17 protein-coding genes are annotated in these 15,801 nt (G+C 69.0%); 8 read left to right on the forward strand and 9 right to left on the reverse strand.

Annotated features, from left to right (window positions below):
- Nucleotides 1-180 precede the first annotated feature (180 nt).
- The gene (locus HPS01S_RS01950) at nt 181-2,004 is read left to right on the forward strand and encodes a GspE/PulE family protein (protein WP_169803925.1); all 1,824 of its coding nucleotides are present in this window, start codon (nt 181-183) and stop codon (nt 2,002-2,004) included.
- A 141-nt stretch (nt 2,005-2,145) separates the two neighbouring features.
- Here HPS01S_RS01950 and HPS01S_RS01955 read toward each other — a convergent pair whose 3' ends face one another.
- Both HPS01S_RS01955 and HPS01S_RS01960 read right to left on the reverse strand, forming a co-directional pair.
- Nucleotides 2,146-2,904, reverse strand: coding sequence for a 3-hydroxyacyl-CoA dehydrogenase (locus HPS01S_RS01955; RefSeq protein ID WP_066150413.1), 759 nt, complete (start codon nt 2,902-2,904; stop codon nt 2,146-2,148).
- Nucleotides 2,905-2,992: 88 nt separating this feature from the next.
- Nucleotides 2,993-4,033 (reverse strand): extracellular solute-binding protein, encoded by a 1,041-nt coding sequence (locus HPS01S_RS01960; RefSeq protein ID WP_066150416.1) that lies wholly within the window; start codon nt 4,031-4,033, stop codon nt 2,993-2,995.
- 54 nt (nt 4,034-4,087) lie between these two features.
- Between HPS01S_RS01960 and HPS01S_RS01965 the strand changes: the two genes are divergently transcribed.
- Nucleotides 4,088-5,011, forward strand: a complete 924-nt coding sequence (locus HPS01S_RS01965; RefSeq protein WP_066150419.1) for a patatin-like phospholipase family protein — start codon at nt 4,088-4,090, stop codon at nt 5,009-5,011.
- Nucleotides 5,012-5,237: 226 nt separating this feature from the next.
- Here the strand turns inward: HPS01S_RS01965 and HPS01S_RS01970 are convergent, their stop codons facing one another.
- A complete protein-coding gene (locus tag HPS01S_RS01970; protein ID WP_066150422.1) occupies nt 5,238-5,780 on the reverse strand; it encodes a phasin family protein in 543 nt (180 codons plus the stop codon).
- 230 nt (nt 5,781-6,010) lie between these two features.
- Here HPS01S_RS01970 and HPS01S_RS01975 point away from each other — a divergent pair, with 230 nt between their 5' ends.
- The 3 genes from HPS01S_RS01975 to HPS01S_RS01985 all read left to right on the forward strand — a co-directional run bounded on the left by HPS01S_RS01975 (nt 6,011) and on the right by HPS01S_RS01985 (nt 8,259).
- Entirely contained in the window at nt 6,011-6,979 is a 969-nt protein-coding gene (locus HPS01S_RS01975) for a histone deacetylase family protein (RefSeq protein WP_066150425.1), read from the forward strand.
- Between the two features lie 26 nt (nt 6,980-7,005).
- A complete protein-coding gene (locus HPS01S_RS01980; RefSeq protein WP_066150428.1) occupies nt 7,006-7,458 on the forward strand; it encodes an acyl-CoA thioesterase in 453 nt (150 codons plus the stop codon).
- Nucleotides 7,459-7,530: 72 nt separating this feature from the next.
- Nucleotides 7,531-8,259 carry a nitroreductase gene (locus HPS01S_RS01985; protein WP_066150431.1) on the forward strand — a complete coding sequence of 243 codons (729 nt, stop codon included), beginning with the start codon at nt 7,531-7,533 and terminating at the stop codon, nt 8,257-8,259.
- Nucleotides 8,260-8,274: 15 nt separating this feature from the next.
- Here the strand turns inward: HPS01S_RS01985 and HPS01S_RS01990 are convergent, their stop codons facing one another.
- A complete protein-coding gene (locus HPS01S_RS01990) occupies nt 8,275-9,090 on the reverse strand; it encodes a hypothetical protein (protein ID WP_066150435.1) in 816 nt (271 codons plus the stop codon).
- 173 nt (nt 9,091-9,263) lie between these two features.
- On the opposite strand from HPS01S_RS01990, the gene HPS01S_RS01995 reads away from it, so the two are divergent.
- Nucleotides 9,264-9,611 (forward strand): FKBP-type peptidyl-prolyl cis-trans isomerase, encoded by a 348-nt coding sequence (locus HPS01S_RS01995; protein WP_066150438.1) that lies wholly within the window; start codon nt 9,264-9,266, stop codon nt 9,609-9,611.
- Nucleotides 9,612-9,619: 8 nt separating this feature from the next.
- The gene (locus HPS01S_RS02000) at nt 9,620-10,603 is read left to right on the forward strand and encodes a 2-hydroxyacid dehydrogenase (protein ID WP_066150441.1); all 984 of its coding nucleotides are present in this window, start codon (nt 9,620-9,622) and stop codon (nt 10,601-10,603) included.
- A 15-nt stretch (nt 10,604-10,618) separates the two neighbouring features.
- On the opposite strand, the gene HPS01S_RS02005 is transcribed toward HPS01S_RS02000, so the two are convergent.
- Nucleotides 10,619-10,963 carry a DUF2834 domain-containing protein gene (locus HPS01S_RS02005; RefSeq protein WP_066150444.1) on the reverse strand — a complete coding sequence of 115 codons (345 nt, stop codon included), beginning with the start codon at nt 10,961-10,963 and terminating at the stop codon, nt 10,619-10,621.
- A 92-nt stretch (nt 10,964-11,055) separates the two neighbouring features.
- Between HPS01S_RS02005 and HPS01S_RS02010 the strand changes: the two genes are divergently transcribed.
- Nucleotides 11,056-12,057 carry a GlxA family transcriptional regulator gene (locus HPS01S_RS02010; protein WP_066150447.1) on the forward strand — a complete coding sequence of 334 codons (1,002 nt, stop codon included), beginning with the start codon at nt 11,056-11,058 and terminating at the stop codon, nt 12,055-12,057.
- A 42-nt stretch (nt 12,058-12,099) separates the two neighbouring features.
- On the opposite strand, the gene HPS01S_RS22340 is transcribed toward HPS01S_RS02010, so the two are convergent.
- The 4 genes from HPS01S_RS22340 to HPS01S_RS02030 form a co-directional block, all read right to left on the reverse strand.
- Nucleotides 12,100-13,137 carry an ankyrin repeat domain-containing protein gene (locus HPS01S_RS22340; RefSeq protein ID WP_066150450.1) on the reverse strand — a complete coding sequence of 346 codons (1,038 nt, stop codon included), beginning with the start codon at nt 13,135-13,137 and terminating at the stop codon, nt 12,100-12,102.
- Entirely contained in the window at nt 13,134-13,709 is a 576-nt protein-coding gene (locus tag HPS01S_RS02020; RefSeq protein WP_143434181.1) for an RNA polymerase sigma factor, read from the reverse strand. The genes HPS01S_RS22340 and HPS01S_RS02020 overlap by 4 nt, the downstream gene beginning before the upstream one ends.
- A 32-nt stretch (nt 13,710-13,741) precedes the next feature.
- A complete protein-coding gene (locus tag HPS01S_RS02025; RefSeq protein ID WP_066150455.1) occupies nt 13,742-14,587 on the reverse strand; it encodes a hypothetical protein in 846 nt (281 codons plus the stop codon).
- Nucleotides 14,588-14,686: 99 nt separating this feature from the next.
- Complete coding sequence (locus HPS01S_RS02030) at nt 14,687-15,619, reverse strand: LysR family transcriptional regulator (protein ID WP_066150458.1); 933 nt, start codon at nt 15,617-15,619, stop codon at nt 14,687-14,689.
- Nucleotides 15,620-15,801: the final 182 nt, after the last annotated feature.

Here is a 15,801-nt window from a genome sequence, read left to right on the forward strand (position 1 = left end):
GTGGCCCGCTGGGCTATCTTGGCTTCATCGGCAACCAGCCGCTGATACGAGAAAACCCTGATGACGCTGACAAGCACCGCCGCCCCTCCAACCCCCAACCATCGTCCGCCCGTGCAGGGGCCAGTGCACAACCTGACGCAATTGGTGCAGGCTTTCGAGTTGCAACATCGGTGGCCCATTGTGAGTCTGAGCGAGGCGTTGCTGCGGTTGCGCATCCTTGATCAGGGCACCGTGGACGGCTTGCTGGCAGAGGACCCCGATCTGTTCCGGTCGCGCTCGCACGAACTGGTCACACGCATGGTGCTGACGGACGACGAGCTGCAGCGGGCGTTGGCCCGGGTGGCCGGGGTGGTCGAGGTCGAGGCCCTGGGTTTCGAGGTGGAGCGTGGTGCGTTCGACATCCTCCCCTTGCGGGTGGCCCACGCCCACACCGTGCTGCCGCTGGGCATGGCTGCCGACCGGTTCCTTGTGGCCTCCTGGACGCCCACCAGTGGTGATCTGCACCGCGCCCTCTGTTCTTGTACGGGGCATACGGTGGAACTGGTCTGGGCCAGTCGTGAAGCCATTGAACGGCGGCTCGAAGTGCAGGACCGGGTGGAGCGGGCAGCCCATGCACACAGCGCACCAGCCATCGTTGAAGAGGCACGCCGACGCCTTTCTCCACAAGGGGGGGCCAGTGTGGCCGGTCATGCACTGGTGGACGACCTGGTGATGCAGGCGATGGTCGAGGTCGGGTCGGCGGCCGAGTCCGAGCAGATGGCCTCTGCCAGCGAGTCGGCCGGCATGGTGCGCCTGGTCAATCAGATGATCGCGGAGGCGCAGCGGGTGCACGCCTCCGACATCCACATCGAGTCGAACCCCGGGGAGGCGCTGACAGCGATCCGGTTCCGCCGCGATGGCGATCTCGAACCCTACCTGTGGCTGCCCGCCAAGCTGCGCGCGCCCCTGGTTTCGCGCATCAAGATCATGGCGCGGCTGGACATCGCCGAGCGGCGGCGTCCGCAGGACGGCAAGATCGACTTCGCCGAGTTCGGTGGCACGGCGCTGGAGCTGCGCGTGGCCGTGATGCCCACCCACGATGGCCTGGAGGACGTGGTGCTGCGCCTGCTGGAATCGGCCAAGCCGATCCCGCTGTCGCAACTGGGCCTGCAGCCGCGCGACCTGGACACCATCGCCGGTTTCTCGCAGCGCAGCTTCGGCATGGTGCTGGCCGTGGGGCCGACCGGCTCAGGCAAGACCACCACGCTGCACTCGATGCTGGCCGAGGTCAACACCGCCGACAAGAAGATCTGGACCGCCGAGGACCCGATCGAGATCACGCAGGCCGGACTGCGCCAGGTGCAGATGAATGCCAAGATCGGTCTGACGTTTGCAAGCGCGATGCGCAGCTTTCTGCGCGCCGATCCCGACATCATCATGATCGGCGAGATTCGCGACGCCGAGACCGCGAAGATCGCCATCGAAGCCTCGCTCACCGGTCACCTGGTGCTCTCGACCCTGCACACCAACAACGCCAGCGAGAGCGTGGTGCGCCTGCTGGACCTGGGCATGGACCCGATGAACTTCGCCGATTCTCTGCTGGGCCTGGTGGCGCAGCGCCTGGTGCGGGCCCTGTGCACGCACTGTTCCGAGCCTGGGTCGCTGGATGCAACGGCCTGGACGGCGTTGCTGGAGGAATACCGCGAGGGCAGCGACTTGGGTCTGGCACAGGCGCAGGACCGCTTGCTGACGGCGGCCGGGGTGTCGACACCTGCCGAGGTTCGGATGCGCCACGCGGTGGGCTGCGACCACTGCGGCGGCAAAGGATACAAAGGCCGGCTGGGCATCTACGAGATCCTGCAGAACAGCCGCAGCGTCAAGCAGCTGATCCAGGACCGTGCCCGACCGACCGAGATTTTCGATGTTGCCGTGCGCGAGGGCATGCGCAGCCTGCGCCACGACGCGCTGGAGAAGGTGGTGCGGGGCCGCATCGATCTCAAGCAGGCCCGCACGGCTTACCGCTGAGCCCGCCAGAAGCTTGGCACGGTCAGGGAAGAACCCTCCGGCGCGAGACATCCCACCCAGGATGCGGTGGAACCGGCTTTGCCGGGCCACTCGCATCGCCCCCTGGAGGGGGCGCGTGCAGCGCGGCAGGGGTGGGCCCTGTCAGCGAGGCGCCAGGCGGATGGCGCCGTCCAGGCGGATCACCTCGCCATTGAGCATGTCGTTCTCGATGATGTGCTTGGCCAGCTTGGCGTAGTCGTTCGGCGTGCCCAGGCGGCTGGGGAAGGGCACGCTGGCGGCCAGCGCATCCTGCACCTCCTGCGGCATGCCGAACAGCATGGGCGTGCCGAAGATGCCGGGGGCGATGGTCATGTTGCGGATGCCGTTGCGAGCGAGGTCGCGCGCGATCGGCAGGGTCATGCCCACCACGCCGCCCTTGGACGCGGCGTAGGCCGCCTGGCCGATCTGGCCGTCGTAGGCAGCCACCGAGGCAGTCGAGATCATCACGCCGCGCTCGCCGGTGGCCTCGGGTTCGTTCTTGCACATGGCGTCCGCAGCCAGGCGGATCATGTTGAAGCTGCCGACCAGGTTGACCATGATGGTCTTGGTGTAGACGGCCAGCGAGTGGGCGCCATTCTTGCCCACGGTCTTCTCGGCCGGGGCGATGCCGGCGCAGTTCACCAGGCCCATGAGCTTGCCCATGGACACGGCCTTGGCGACCACGGCCTGGCCGTCGGCCTCGTTGCTCACGTCGCATTTGACGAAGGCACCGCCGATCTCCCGGGCGACCGCTTCGCCTTTTTCCGCCTGCATGTCGGCGATCACCACCTTGCCGCCGTTGGCCGCCAGCATGCGCGCTGTGCCTTCGCCCAGGCCCGATGCGCCGCCGGTGACGATGAAGACCTTGCCTGCGATTTCCATGGAATGCTCCTCTTGGATGGAATTGACGTTAACGTAAACGTCAATTATCGCCCACAAAAAAGCCCGCGAGAAGCGGGCTTTCGGTCGATCACTTGAACCCGACGCGGTCCAGCATCTGCTGCACCTTCACCATGTTCTTGGCCACCACGCCCAGCGGAATCTGCTCGGCCTTGAAGTTGTCGCCACCGATGGCCTTGAGGGCCGCGTTCTCGATCTTCACGCCCTTGGCGGCTGCGAACTCGTTGTTGCCGTTGGCGAAATAGTCCTGGGCATACGGGCTGGCCAGGTACTCCATGAACGCGATGGCGTTGTCCTTGTTCTTGGCGTGCTTGGCCACGGCGGCGCCGGCGATGTTGACGTGCGTGCCGGTCGTGCCCTGGTTGGGGAACACCACCTTCACCTTCTCCATCACTTCCTTTTCGTCGGCCTTGCTCGACTTGACCAGCCGCGCAATGTAGTAGGTGTTGGAGATGGCCACGCCGCACTCGCCCGACGCCACGGCCTTGATCTGGTCGGTGTCGCCACCCTTAGGGGCACGCGCCATGTTGTCGACCAGGCCCTTGAGCCAGGCTTCGCCCTTGGCATCGCCCAGACGCTCGACCACGGTGGCAAACAGCGAGAGGTTGTAGGGATGCGAGCCCGAGCGGGTGCACAGCAGGCCCTTGAGCTTGGGGTCGGCCAGTTGTTCGTAGGTGGCGACGTCGGCGGCCTTGACGCGCAGCGGGTCGTACACGATCACGCGGGCGCGGGTGGAGAAGCCGGTCCAGGTCACGCCGTCCTTGGTGGCGTCGGCGCGCAGGTTGGCGGGGATCGCAGCGTCCAGCTTGGCGGACTTGATCGGCAGGAACAGGCCGTCCTTGTCGGCGCTGGCCATGCGGGCGGCGTCCACCAGCAGGATCACGTCGGCCGGAGATGCCGAGCCTTCGGCCTTCAGGCGGGCCACGATGCCGGCGTCGTCGGCGTCCACGCGGTTGATCTTGATGCCCGTGGTCTTGGTGAAGTTCTCGTACATCGCCTCGTCCGTCTGGTAGTGGCGGGCGGAGTAGATGTTCAGGACCTTGTCCTGGGCCAGGGCGTTCAGGGACGTGGCGGCAGCCAGGACAATCGGGAGCAAGGCGAATGAGCGCATGGGTTGTCTTTCAATGTGGGGAATGAGTTGCGGCGGATGCTAACACAAATGCGAATGGTTCTTGATAAGAAGTTCTTGATCTGGGTCAATGCCCTGTTGCTGGTCGTGCTGGCTGGTTGCTCCACCGTGGCACCGCCCGCAGAACCCCCGGTACTGACCCCGCCCGTGGTGGAGGTGCCCCAGCGCCCGCCGCGGCTCGGGCTGGCTCTGGGCGGGGGCGCGGCGCGGGGTTTTGCCCATGTGGGGGTGATCCAGGTGCTGGAGGCGAACGGCATCCGCGCCGATGTGGTGGCGGGCACCTCCGCCGGCAGTCTGGTGGCGGCCCTCTACGCCAGCGGCAAGCGCTCCGCCGAACTGGAGCGCGTGGCGATGGGCATGGACGAGGCGCTGCTCACGGACTGGACCATGCCGCTGGCCAGCCGGGGCCTGCTGCGCGGCGAGGCGCTGGCGCGTTATGTGCGGCAGGCGGTGGACGGCAAGCTGATCGAGCAGATGGCGCTGCCGCTGGGCATCCTGGCGACCGATCTCGCCAATGGCAGCGGCGTGCTGTTCCGCCGGGGCGACACCGCGCAGGCCGTGCGCGCGTCCAGCGCGGTGCCCGGTGTCTTCAATCCGGTGTCGATCGCCGGCCGGGAGTACGTCGATGGCGGCCTCGTGGCACCGGTGCCGGTGCGCCAGGCACGCGAGATGGGGGCCGAGGTGGTGCTGGCGATCGACATTTCGGCCGATCCGCAGGACATCCCGGCCAACGGCCTGTTCAGCCTGCTGCCCAAGACCACGGCCATCATGGGTCAGAGCATCAACCGGCTGGAACTGGCCCGTGCCGACGTGGTCGTGCGGCCTTCGCTGGCGGGGGTGGGCAGCGCCGATTTCGCCTCACGCCAGCGGTCCATCGAGGCGGGCCGGGCCGCGATGCAGGCGGCCCTGCCGAAGCTCAAGCAACTGCTGGCGCGGTTGCGCCCGGCAGAACCCCACTGACCAGCCGCTGCCAGCTGCGGACATAAAAAAAGCCCTCGCGTTGCGGCGAGGGCTTGAAGGGGTCCGATGAAATCGGAATTTCGAAAAGGACCCGAGGAGACAACCAGAAAAACGGTCTGAGGGTTCAGCGCCGCCTTCACAGGTCAGGCGCCAGTCTGCTTGAGTTCAATCGTATTGGCCTTGATCGAAGTCAAAGGCCGGAACATCCGCAGAAACCCTGTGTTGTTCAACGCTTCTTGGCGGCGGCCTTGGTGGCGGTCACGGCCTGGGCGGTGACGGTGTTGAAGTTGGTTTCGGCCATTTCGGTGGCTTGCTTGACAGCCTTCTGCACCGATTCCATGGCGTTGTTGGCGGCAGACACGGCGCTCTTCATCACGGCGACGGCGGTTTCCGAACCGGCGGGTGCGTTCTTGGCGGCATTGTCGACGACGGCCATGAACTTCTTCTGGGCGTCGGCGGCTTGCGCTTCAGCGGCCTTGCCGAACTCGGCGCCGGTGCCCGAAGCGATGTCGTACAGGTGGCGGCTGTAGGCCACGGTCTTCTCGGCCAGGGGCTGCATCAGGCTGGCTTGCAGCGTCAGCAGTTCCTGGGCGTCCTTGACGGACAGCAGGGCCTGGGCGCTGTTGGCGGACTCGCTGAGGGCGGCTTTGGTGGCTTGCACGTTCAGCTCGACCAGCTTTTCCACGCCTTCGAAGGCTTTCTGGGTCAGGCCGAAGAGGGTTTCGATGTTGGCTTTCTGGGCGGCAACGATTTGTTCAGCGGTCAACATGTTTTTAGCTCCTGTAGAGGGTTTTAAAGGGCAGTTGAAGGCTGCTTCGAGAACACCGCGCTGTCTGGACGCTGTTGTTTTCGTTCGCTTTGCTGCGCTGCAACATGACTCGAATTATAGGGACTGGACGAGCGGATGCAAGGCTTTTTTGCTGCGCCGCAGCAATCTAGGTGCGGTTTTCTAAAACCGGGCCGCACCGGCTGGATTTGCTGCGCCGGCCACAATGGGCCGTGCACGTCTTCTACGCCGACCACTTCATCCTGCCGCTGCCCGCCGGGCACCGGTTTCCCATGGCCAAGTACGGGCGCCTGCGCGAGCGGCTGGCAACCGAGTGCCCGCAGATCCGGCTCGGCCAGGCCCTGCCGGCCAGCGACGGTGAGCTGGCGCTGGTGCATGCGCCGACCTACATCCAGGCGGTGCAGACCGGCTCGCTGAGCGCTGCTGCCCAGCGAGAGATCGGCTTCCCGTGGAGCCCGGCCATGGCCGAGCGGGCGCGGCGCTCGGTCGGCGCCACCATCCAGGCCTGCCGCGCCGCGATGTCCGGAGAAGGTCTGGCGGCCAACATCGCGGGCGGCACCCACCATTCCTACGCCGACAAGGGCAGCGGCTTCTGCGTGTTCAACGACGCGGCCGTGGCCGCGCGCCTGATGCAGGCCGAACACGCAAGGCAGCACCGCGCGCGCGGCCCGCTGAAGGTGGCCATCGTCGACCTGGACGTGCACCAGGGCAACGGCACGGCGCGCATCTTCGCGGACGACGACTCGGTGTTCACGCTCTCGCTGCATGGCGAGAAGAACTTCCCGTTCCGCAAGGAGCCGAGCGACCTGGACGTGGAACTGCCCGACGGCACCGGCGATGTTCCGTACCTGGAAGCGCTGGAACGCGCGCTGGACGAGCTGGAGCGCCGGTTCGAACCCGGGCTGGTGATCTACCTGGCGGGCGCCGACCCGCACGAGGGCGACCGGCTGGGGCGCCTGAAGCTCACGTTCGACGGGCTGGAGGCGCGCGACCGGCGGGTGATGGACTGGGCCTGGCAGCGCCGCCTGCCGCTGGCCTTCGCCATGGCCGGCGGCTACGGCACGGACATGGAAGCCACGGTGCAGGTGCAGATGAACACCTACCGGGTGGCGCTGGAGTACCACGCCCGCTGGGCTGCGGCCGCGCGAGGCAGCGAACGCGCGGCGGTGACAGCCGCCTGAGGGCTGCGCAGGCAGAATCCGCCGCCATGAATGCCCCCGCCGCTCCCAGCACCCGACCCCAGGCCAAGCCGCGCGACCACTACCGCGTGTTCCGCTCCATCGGCACCCGCTGGATGGACAACGACATCTACGGCCACGTCAACAACGTCGTCTACTACAGCTGGTTCGACACCGCGGTCAACGCCTGGCTGATCGAGCAGGGCGCGCTGGACATCCACGCTGGCGGCGTGATCGGTCTGGTGATCGAAACGCAGTGCAACTACTTCGCGCCGCTGGCCTTTCCGCAGACTATCGAAGCCGGCCTGCGCGTCGCTCATCTGGGCAGTTCCAGCGTGCGCTACGAGGTCGGCCTCTTCGCCCAGGGCGAGCCACTGGCCGCCGCCTGTGGCCACTTCATCCACGTGTATGTGGACCGCGAGACGCGCCGGCCAGTGCCGCTGCCTGACAAGCTCAAGGCCACCCTGCAGACCATCACCTGACCGCCGGCCAGCGCCGGGCGGCACCGCTTGCCATAATTGACGTTGACGTAAACGTCACATCCAGGAGACACCATGAGCCAGAACCCGCCCGCCACCTCGCCCGTGATCGACGCCGCCAGCGTCGACGCCGCCATCACCAGCCGCATGTCGGCCCGCGCCTTCCTGCCGCAGCCGGTGCCGCGCGCCACGCTGGAGCATCTGCTGGAAGTGGCCTCTCGCGCGCCGTCGGGCACCAACACCCAGCCCTGGAAGGTGTATGTGCTGCAGGGCGCCAGCCGCGACAGCCTGGTGGCCAAATGCTGCGCCGCGCACGACGCGCTGCGCGCCGACCCGTCGCTGGCCGAGCAGTACCGGGAGGAATACGACTACTACCCGACGCAGTGGGTCAGCCCCTACATCGACCGCCGGCGCGAGAACGGCTGGAGCCTGTACGGCCTGCTGGGCATCACCAAGGGGGACAAGGACAAGATGCACGCGCAGCACCAGCGCAACTTCCGCTTCTTCGACGCGCCGGTGGGCCTGATGTTCACGCTGGACAGGGTCATGGGCCGCGGCTCGCTGGTGGACTACGGCATGTTCCTGCAGAACCTCATGGTCGCCGCCCGCGGCCACGGCCTGCACACCTGCCCGCAGGCGGCCTGGAACGGTTTCGCCAAGATCATCCTGCCGCACATCGGCGCGGGCGAGAACGAGATGCTGGTCTGCGGCATGGCGCTGGGCTACGCCGACCCGGCTGACAAGGTGAATGGGTTCATCACACCTCGCGAGCCGGTGGCCAGCTTCACGCACTGGCTGGAGTGAGCGGGGGGGCCAAACTCAGTTCGGATCGGGCACGTAGCCCCGGTTCGCACCCGGGAAGGCGCTGGGCCGGTCGCGCCAGCGGCGGCGCTCAGGCGGAATCACACCCAGTGCGACCAGGTTCTCGCGGCTGTCGTAGCGGATGCGGATGATCTCGTCGGGCCGGTTGCTGCGGCGCACGAAATCGGTCTCGCCCACGCGGTCGCGTTCGCGATCTCCATGGCCAGTGCCCAGCTGAGGCCCGGCCTGGGCGCCGCCGTGGGAACGTTCCTGCAACTGCGGGCTGGACTTGCTGCCCGAGCGGGGTTCGCTGCGGTCGAACGGCGGGAAGGGCGGCAGGGGCGGGCGGGGCAGGTGGAAGACCTCGCGCTCGCGGAACACCGCCACGCCGATCACGCCCACATCGTCCGGGCGCCCGGTGCGCGCCGCGTAGGAGCGCGAGTGGCGGGTGAACTCGAAGGCCGCGATCTCGCGCTTGCTCTTGCGCCAGCCAGCCACGTCGTAGCGCTGCATGGGTTCCAGCACGTAGCCGGCCTGGTCAAAGTCGGCGGTCTCACCGGTGATCACGTTCACGCCGTCGACCGACACCACGTTGAGCAGGCGCTCGCGGCTGTCGTTGCGCAGCTCGATGGCGTAGCGTGCGCCCGGGTCGCCCGCCACCCAGTACTCGCCGCGGAAGCGGTAGAGCGGCAGCACCGCGCCGCGGTCGCGGTCGATCACGCGCACGTCGGTCAGGCGTCCCTCGGCCATGGCCGGCAACGCGGTGAGCAGGGCCGAGCCGGCGATGGCGCCCAGCGCCAGGCGGCGGGAGAAGAGGGGGGTGGAGGTGGTCATCGTGGGTCTCCTGGGACCGGTGGTTGCGAGGACTGCAGTACATCGCGGCTGCGTCAACGTTTGCCCCATGGCGTGCAAAGCCTGTGTAAACAGGTGTTTGAAGTGGTGCCGACGCCGGGCCGGTGTCGGGCTGGAATAATCGGTCTTTCGTTTTTTCAACCCGAGGACACACCATGATCACCACCCCCAGCGGCCTGCAGTATGAAGACACCACCGTCGGCAACGGCGAGGTCGCCCAGGCCGGCCGCCGCGTGCAGGTGCACTACACCGGCTGGCTCTACAACGACGGCGTGCAGGGCGCCAAGTTCGACTCCAGCAAGGACCGCGGCCAGCCTTTCGAATTCCCGCTCGGCGCCGGCCACGTGATCAAGGGCTGGGACGAGGGCGTGCAGGGCATGGCCGTCGGCGGCACGCGCCGCCTGGTGATCCCGGCCGCGCTGGGCTACGGCGCGCGCGGCGCCGGCGGCGTGATCCCGCCCAACGCCACGCTGCTGTTCGAAGTCGACCTGCTGGCCGTCTGAGCACGCACATGAGCCAGCGCCCCGCCATCCTGATCGCGCGTGCCGTGTTCCCCGAGGTGGTGGAGCGCCTGCGCGAGCACTTCGAGGTCGAGACCACGCCGCCCGGCGTGGTCTGGTCCCCGGTCGAACTCATCGAGCGCCTGCAGGGCAAGGACGGGGTGCTGACCACCGGCAGCGAGTACATCGACGCGGCGCTGCTGGCGGCCTGCCCGCAGCTGAAAATCGTGGCCAACCTCGCGGTGGGCCACAACAACTTCGATCTGGACGCGATGACGGCGGCCGGCGTGCAGGCCACCAACGCGCCCGACGTGCTCACCGAGACCACGGCCGACTTCGGCTTTGCGCTGCTGATGGCGACCGCGCGGCGCATCACCGAGAGCGAACACTTCCTGCGCGCCGGCCAGTGGAAGCAGTGGTCGCTCGACCTGTTCGCGGGCGCCGACATCCACGGCACGACGCTGGGCATCCTGGGCATGGGCCGCATCGGCCAGGCCATCGCGCGCCGCGGTGCGCACGGCTTCGGCATGCGGGTGGTCTACCACAACCGTTCGCGCCTCGACACCGGGAAAGAGGCCGCGTGTGGCGCGAGTTATGTCTCGCGCGAAGACCTGTTTTCACAGGCCGACCATGTGGTGTTGGTGCTGCCCTACACACCCGCGGCGCACCACACGGTGGGCGCGGCCGAACTGGCGCTGATGAAGCCGACCGCGACCCTGGTCAACATCGCGCGCGGCGGCATCGTGGACGAGAACGAGCTGGTCGCGGCGCTGCGCGAGAAACGCATCGCGGCGGCGGGGCTGGACGTGTTCGAGGGCGAGCCCCAGGTCAACCCCGCGCTGCTGACCGTGCCCAACGTGGTGCTCACGCCGCACATCGCCAGCGCCACGCTGCCCACGCGCATGGCCATGGCCATGCTCGCGGCCGACAACCTGATCGCCTACCTGACCACCGGGCAGGCGAAGACACCGCTCAACCGCGTCGCACCCCGCTGAGGCCTTGCGGCCCAGTCAGCGCCGAGGGGCGATGGCGACGCCCCGGTGCGCGAGGTACAGCGGCAGAGCGACCGCCAGCCCCACCCCGAAACACAGCGCGATCCAGGCCAGGGCCCGCCAGCGGCTGAGCGGCGCCGTTTCGCGCCACACCCAGACCGCAAATACCAGCGCCGACAGGTACACGTCGACCGTGATCGCACTGGTCAGCGGGTTGACCATGGCATCGGCCCAGAAGCGGTCGGGCGCCACGCTGCCCCCCGACAGGAAGTACTGCAGGTTGAAGAGCCAGGTGCCCACCAGCCCGGCCAGTGCCAGCGCCAGGTACCAGCGGGTGATGGGTTTTGGGGGCGGTGTTGTCATGCGGCGGCTCCTTGAATCGATGGATCGCATTGGACCCGGGCGCCGCCGGGTCTTAAAGTGTCCGGAATGACATCTTTGGAGCGATTTCAGACATGCCCGATTTCAGCCTGATCGTCCTGCCCGGCAGCCTGACCAGCGGCGTGGCCGTGACGCTGGACATGCTGTCGGCCGCCCAGGTGATGGCGCCGCGCTGCGGTGTGCCGGCGCCGACCTGGCGGGTGCTTTCGCCTGCGGGTGGCCCGGTGGCGCTGTCGATGGGCCTGACCGTGGACACCCGCCCCCTGCCGCGGCGCGCGGGCGCCGACTCCTCGGTGTGGGTGCTGCCGGGCCTGCGTTTGGCCGACACCGCGCAACTGGCGCAACACCTGGATAACCCATGCGTGCAGGCGACGGCTGCGGCGGTGCGCCGCCATGTGGCCGCGGGCGGGCGCGTGGCGGCGTCGTGTTTCTCGGTGTTCGTGCTGGGTCTGGCGGGCGTGCTGGACGGGCGCCGCGCCACCACCACCTGGTGGCTGGCCCACCTGCTGCAGCAGCGGTTTCCCGCCTGCCGCGTGGACGCCGACCGCATGGTGTGCGTGGACGGCCCTGTCGCCACCGGCGGGGCGGCCCTGGCGCAGACCGACCTGATGCTGCACCTGCTGCGCGAGCACGGTGGGCACGCGCTGGCCGACTGGGTCGGCCGGGTGCTGCTGATCGACGCCCGTGCGGCGCAGTCGCCCTACGTGGTGCCCCAGGCCCTGGTGGCGGGCGACGACTTCGTCAGCGGGCTGGTGGCGCAGATCGAGGCGCGCTGGCCGGAACCGGTGACCGTGTCGATGCTGGCGCAGCAGGCCGCGATGTCGACCCGCACGCTGGCGCGCCATGTGCAGCGCGCCACCGGCAAGTCGCCCATGGCGCTGATCCAGAGCGTGCGTCTGCGCCGCGCGCGCGCCCTGCTGGAACACACGCGCCTGCCGGTGGAACAGGTGGCGGCCGCCGTGGGCTACCAGGACGCCACGGCCTTGCGCCGGATGTTGCAGCGGCTGACCGAGGCCACGCCGCGCCAGGTCCGGCGGCAGCGCCTCGTGGCCGACCCAGCCCGGTCATCGGGCTGAACGCCTCCGGCGCGGCGACGGTGCAGGCCGCGGCCCGTCTTTTCAGCGCAGCAGCGGCAGCAGGCCCGGGTGGCCGCTTTGTTCGGCGTGGTCCGCGGCGCTGAGGCCGTTGTGGTCGCGCAGCGTGCGGTCTGCCCCTGCGGCCAGCAGCCGCTGCACCACCGCTTCGTTGCCGGTCCGCACCGCCGCGATCAGCGGCGTGCGGCCGGTGGCGTCGGGCGCGTTCGGATCGGCCCCTTCGGCCAGCCGTTGCCGCACGGCTTCCGCGTTGCCGGACGCGATGGCGGCGAAGAGGGGCGAAGGCGGTGCTGCGGGGCGGGCGGTGGTGATCTCCCGCCGCTCGCGCAGCACCCCTTCGGCGGCGTTGCGCGAGGTCCCTGCGGGTGTTGCACTGTCGGCGCTGGCCGGCGCGGGCGCCGTGGCGGCGCGGGGCATGGGGGCCGGGGCCTGGGGCGCCATGGCCTTGGACGCGGGGGGCGGTGCGACCGCTGCCGCTGGCGCCCGCGGTGGCGGAGCGACTTCGGCCGAATCGGCGGGGGCTGCGCGCTCGGCCTCCTGCGCGGGCTCGGCGTCGGCCATGCGGTCCGCCGCCTCGGGAGCGGTGGTCGTTGGCGCTGGCGGCCGCTTCATGAACTGGGTCTGCGCCTCCGACGCCAGCTTCTGCTGCGGTGACGCCGGTAGGGGCGGCTGTGCCTGGGGCGCCGCGGACTCCGCGGGTTGGGCGGGAGCCGCCGGTGCAGCCGGAGCCGCCGCCGTTTCTGCGGCCGGGCGCGCGCTGCCGGCACCCAGGGCCAGTTCCTGCTCCTCCGGCGTGCCGCGGTCGAACTGCAGCACCAGCAGACCGACCAGTCCGATCACCGCGAGGCTGCCCAGGGCCCGCCAGGTCCAGGCGCTGTCGTTGGCGGCCGGCCGCGCGTTGGGGGGCGGCGTTTCGAGGCGCGAGGCGGCGACCGCGCGCGCATGCGCCAGCACGTTCTCTCTCAGCGCGGGACCGGGCCGCGCGGCGTCGAGCTCATTGGCCTCGCGGTAGCGCTTCAGCAGCGCGTCGTCGGGCGTCGGCGGAAGGTGGTCGCGGTTCATGCGTGGGCCTCCAGGGTCTCGCGCAGGCGGGCGCGGGCATAGCGCAGGCGGCTCTTGGCGGTTTCCATGCTGACGCCCGTGGTCTGCGCGATTTCGGCCAGGCTCATGCCCGCTTCGGCCTGCAGCAGGAAGGCCTCGCGCTGCACCTCGGGCAGTGCCGCCAGCGCATCCAGCAGCGCCTGCGCCAGCTCGCGCGAATCGAGCCGCCGCTCTGGGCCGAAGCCGGACTCGGCCGCCAGCATCTCGGCCAGCGCGCTGCCGTCCTCGCTCTCGGCGTCCAGGCTGGTGTGGTTCTTCTGCGTGCGCCAGTGGTCGACCATGCGGTGGTGCGCCAGGGTGAACAGCCAGGTGCGGAACTTGGCACGCGGCTCGTACTGCGGCGCGTGGCGCACCACACTGAACCAGACGTCCTGCACCAGGTCGTCGGCCAGCGCGGCGTTCTGCACGCTGCGCTGCACGAAACGCCACACCGGCAGGGCGTGGCGGTCGTACAGGGCTTCAAAGGCGCGCATGTCCCCGCGGGCGTAGGCCTGCATGAGTTCTTCGTCGGAGGGCGTGTCGGCCGCGGTCATGCGGGCGATTATGGGCGGCGGTGGTCACGCCTTCAGTCCGGATCGGGTGCGTAGCGCGGCGAGCGCGACCCCGGGAACGGCTGCGGGCGGTGCGGTGACACATCGGGCGGCAGGATGCCCATCGCCACCAGGTTCTCGCGGCTGTCGTAGCGGATGCGGATCAGCTCGTCGGGCCGGTCGCTGCGGCGCTCGAACGTGGTGTGGCCGATGGTGTCGTGTTCGCGCTCGCCGTGGCCGGTGCCCAGCTTCGGCGCCGCCGGTGCCGGGCGGCTGGCTTCGGCGACCGAGTCGGCGGCCGAGGCCGAGGGTGCGCCGCGTTCGAGCGGGCCCCTGCCCAGTGAGCCGCTTTCGGCTTCATTGAGTTCCCGCCGCTCGCGCCAGGACGGGTAGACCGGCTCCGGCAGCGGCTCCAGGGCCGGGGCCTTCTCACGGAAGAGCGCCACCCCGATCACCCCCACATGCGCCGGGCGACCGGTGCGTGCGGCGTAGGACGACGGCAGGGCGGTGAAGTGGAAGGCCGCGACCTCGTGGTCGGACTTGCGCCAGCCGGTGATGTCGTACTGCTGCCAGGGGCCGAGCACGTAGCCGGTCTGGTGCCAGGCCGCGGTTTCACCCGAGACCACATTGACGCCGTCCACCGAGACCACGCCCATGAGGCGGTTCGGCTGGGCATTGCGCACCGAGATGGCGTAGCGGGCGCCCGGCCGGCCGGCGACCCAGTGTTCGCCCCGGTGCCGGTAGACCGGCAGGGTCTCGCCGCTGTCGCGGTCGATCAGGTGGACATTGGCGAGCCGGCCGATGGCCTGGGCGGGCAGGGCGGACAACAAGGCACCTGCCGCGAAGGCGGACAGGGCGAGGCGGCGCAGGGAGGTGTTCATGTGGACTCCAGAAAGGGTGTGGAGTCCACTGAAACGAACGGAACGGCGAAAAGGGGTTGAACCCTGGTGGAAGATTTCAGCGCCGGGCCGCCCCCAGATTCAGCAGACGCTGCAGCCGGCCAGCGCCTCTGCCACGCGCTCGCGCGTCCGTTCGGTCAGGTGGTCCAGAAACACCTGGGTGCGCTGGGGCAGGAACTTGCGGCTGGGCAGGGCCGCATAGAGCGTGAACCGGCCGGTGATCCAGGGCGCGAGCACGCGCACCAGCGCACCGCTGGCCAGGTGGGGCGCAGCCAGCTCGACCGTGGTGCCGGTGATGCCGGCGCCGTCGAGCGCGGCCCGCATCAGCGTGTCGGTGTGGTTGGCCCAGAGCACCGGGCGCACGTCCAGCAGCACCTCGTCGTCGCAGTCGCTGCGGAACAGGCGCAGCATGCGGCTGCGAGGGCCCATGTCCGGCTTGATGCGCAGGCAGTCGTGCTGCAGCAGGTCCTGCGGCGTGGCGGGGGTGCCCCGGCGCGCCAGGTACGCCGGCGACGCGACCAGAAAGGCCTCGGTCGTGTACACCTTGCGGGCAATGATGTTGGCGTCGTAACCCTCGTCGGTGCCCATCAGTGTGATGTCGAAGGCTTCGATGGGGGGCTCGCGGTGGCTGGCCACCTCGATGTCCAGCTGGATCTGCGGATAGCGCTGGTGGAAGCTCGCGACCATGGGCGCGAGCACGTGTGTGGCCAGCACCGGTGGCGCCAGCACCCGCAGCGTGCCCGAAAGCTCCTGTGTGTGCGAACTCACCAGCGAGTGCGCGTCGTCCAGATCCTGCAGGATGTGGCGTACCCGCTCCAGGTAGGCCTCGCCGGCATCGGTGAGCGACTGCCGGCGTGTGGTGCGTTGCAGCAGCCGGGTGCCCAGGTGCTCCTCCAGGTCGGCCACCAGCCGCGTCACCACCGCGGGCGACATGTCCAGCGCCCGCGCAGCGGCGGCAAAACCGCCTTCGTCCGCCACACGAAGAAACACACGCATTGAGGTCAGTCGGTCCATGGGTCGATGGTGGAGGGTTTCAATCGAGAGATTGTTGCTGATTTAGAAATAGATTGACGACGATCCGGTGATTTTTCTTCTTGTAGTGAAATTTTAAAGTTCACCCATCGCGAACGAATCTCTTCCGAAACACAACGCAAAGAAGCGAAACCGCCGCGAAAAGACACCCGACCCCCGGGCCG

It is taken from the genome of Hydrogenophaga pseudoflava NBRC 102511 (assembly GCF_001592285.1).
In the GTDB taxonomy this organism is placed as follows: domain Bacteria; phylum Pseudomonadota; class Gammaproteobacteria; order Burkholderiales; family Burkholderiaceae_C; genus Hydrogenophaga; species Hydrogenophaga pseudoflava.

Bases quoted from the DNA above. Each gene is read 5' to 3' on its own strand.
- HPS01S_RS01955 (WP_066150413.1), bottom strand. From the start codon at position 2,904: ATGGAAATCGCAGGCAAGGTCTTCATCGTCACCGGCGGCGCATCGGGC.
- HPS01S_RS01960 (WP_066150416.1), bottom strand. From the start codon at position 4,033: ATGCGCTCATTCGCCTTGCTCCCGATTGTCCTGGCTGCCGCCACGTCC.
- HPS01S_RS01965 (WP_066150419.1), top strand. From the start codon at position 4,088: ATGGTTCTTGATAAGAAGTTCTTGATCTGGGTCAATGCCCTGTTGCTG.
- HPS01S_RS01970 (WP_066150422.1), bottom strand. From the start codon at position 5,780: ATGTTGACCGCTGAACAAATCGTTGCCGCCCAGAAAGCCAACATCGAA.
- HPS01S_RS01980 (WP_066150428.1), top strand. From the start codon at position 7,006: ATGAATGCCCCCGCCGCTCCCAGCACCCGACCCCAGGCCAAGCCGCGC.
- HPS01S_RS01985 (WP_066150431.1), top strand. From the start codon at position 7,531: ATGAGCCAGAACCCGCCCGCCACCTCGCCCGTGATCGACGCCGCCAGC.
- HPS01S_RS01990 (WP_066150435.1), bottom strand. From the start codon at position 9,090: ATGACCACCTCCACCCCCCTCTTCTCCCGCCGCCTGGCGCTGGGCGCC.
- HPS01S_RS01995 (WP_066150438.1), top strand. From the start codon at position 9,264: ATGATCACCACCCCCAGCGGCCTGCAGTATGAAGACACCACCGTCGGC.
- HPS01S_RS02000 (WP_066150441.1), top strand. From the start codon at position 9,620: ATGAGCCAGCGCCCCGCCATCCTGATCGCGCGTGCCGTGTTCCCCGAG.
- HPS01S_RS02005 (WP_066150444.1), bottom strand. From the start codon at position 10,963: ATGACAACACCGCCCCCAAAACCCATCACCCGCTGGTACCTGGCGCTG.
- HPS01S_RS02010 (WP_066150447.1), top strand. From the start codon at position 11,056: ATGCCCGATTTCAGCCTGATCGTCCTGCCCGGCAGCCTGACCAGCGGC.
- HPS01S_RS22340 (WP_066150450.1), bottom strand. From the start codon at position 13,137: ATGAACCGCGACCACCTTCCGCCGACGCCCGACGACGCGCTGCTGAAG.
- HPS01S_RS02020 (WP_143434181.1), bottom strand. From the start codon at position 13,709: ATGACCGCGGCCGACACGCCCTCCGACGAAGAACTCATGCAGGCCTAC.
- HPS01S_RS02025 (WP_066150455.1), bottom strand. From the start codon at position 14,587: ATGAACACCTCCCTGCGCCGCCTCGCCCTGTCCGCCTTCGCGGCAGGT.
- HPS01S_RS02030 (WP_066150458.1), bottom strand. From the start codon at position 15,619: ATGGACCGACTGACCTCAATGCGTGTGTTTCTTCGTGTGGCGGACGAA.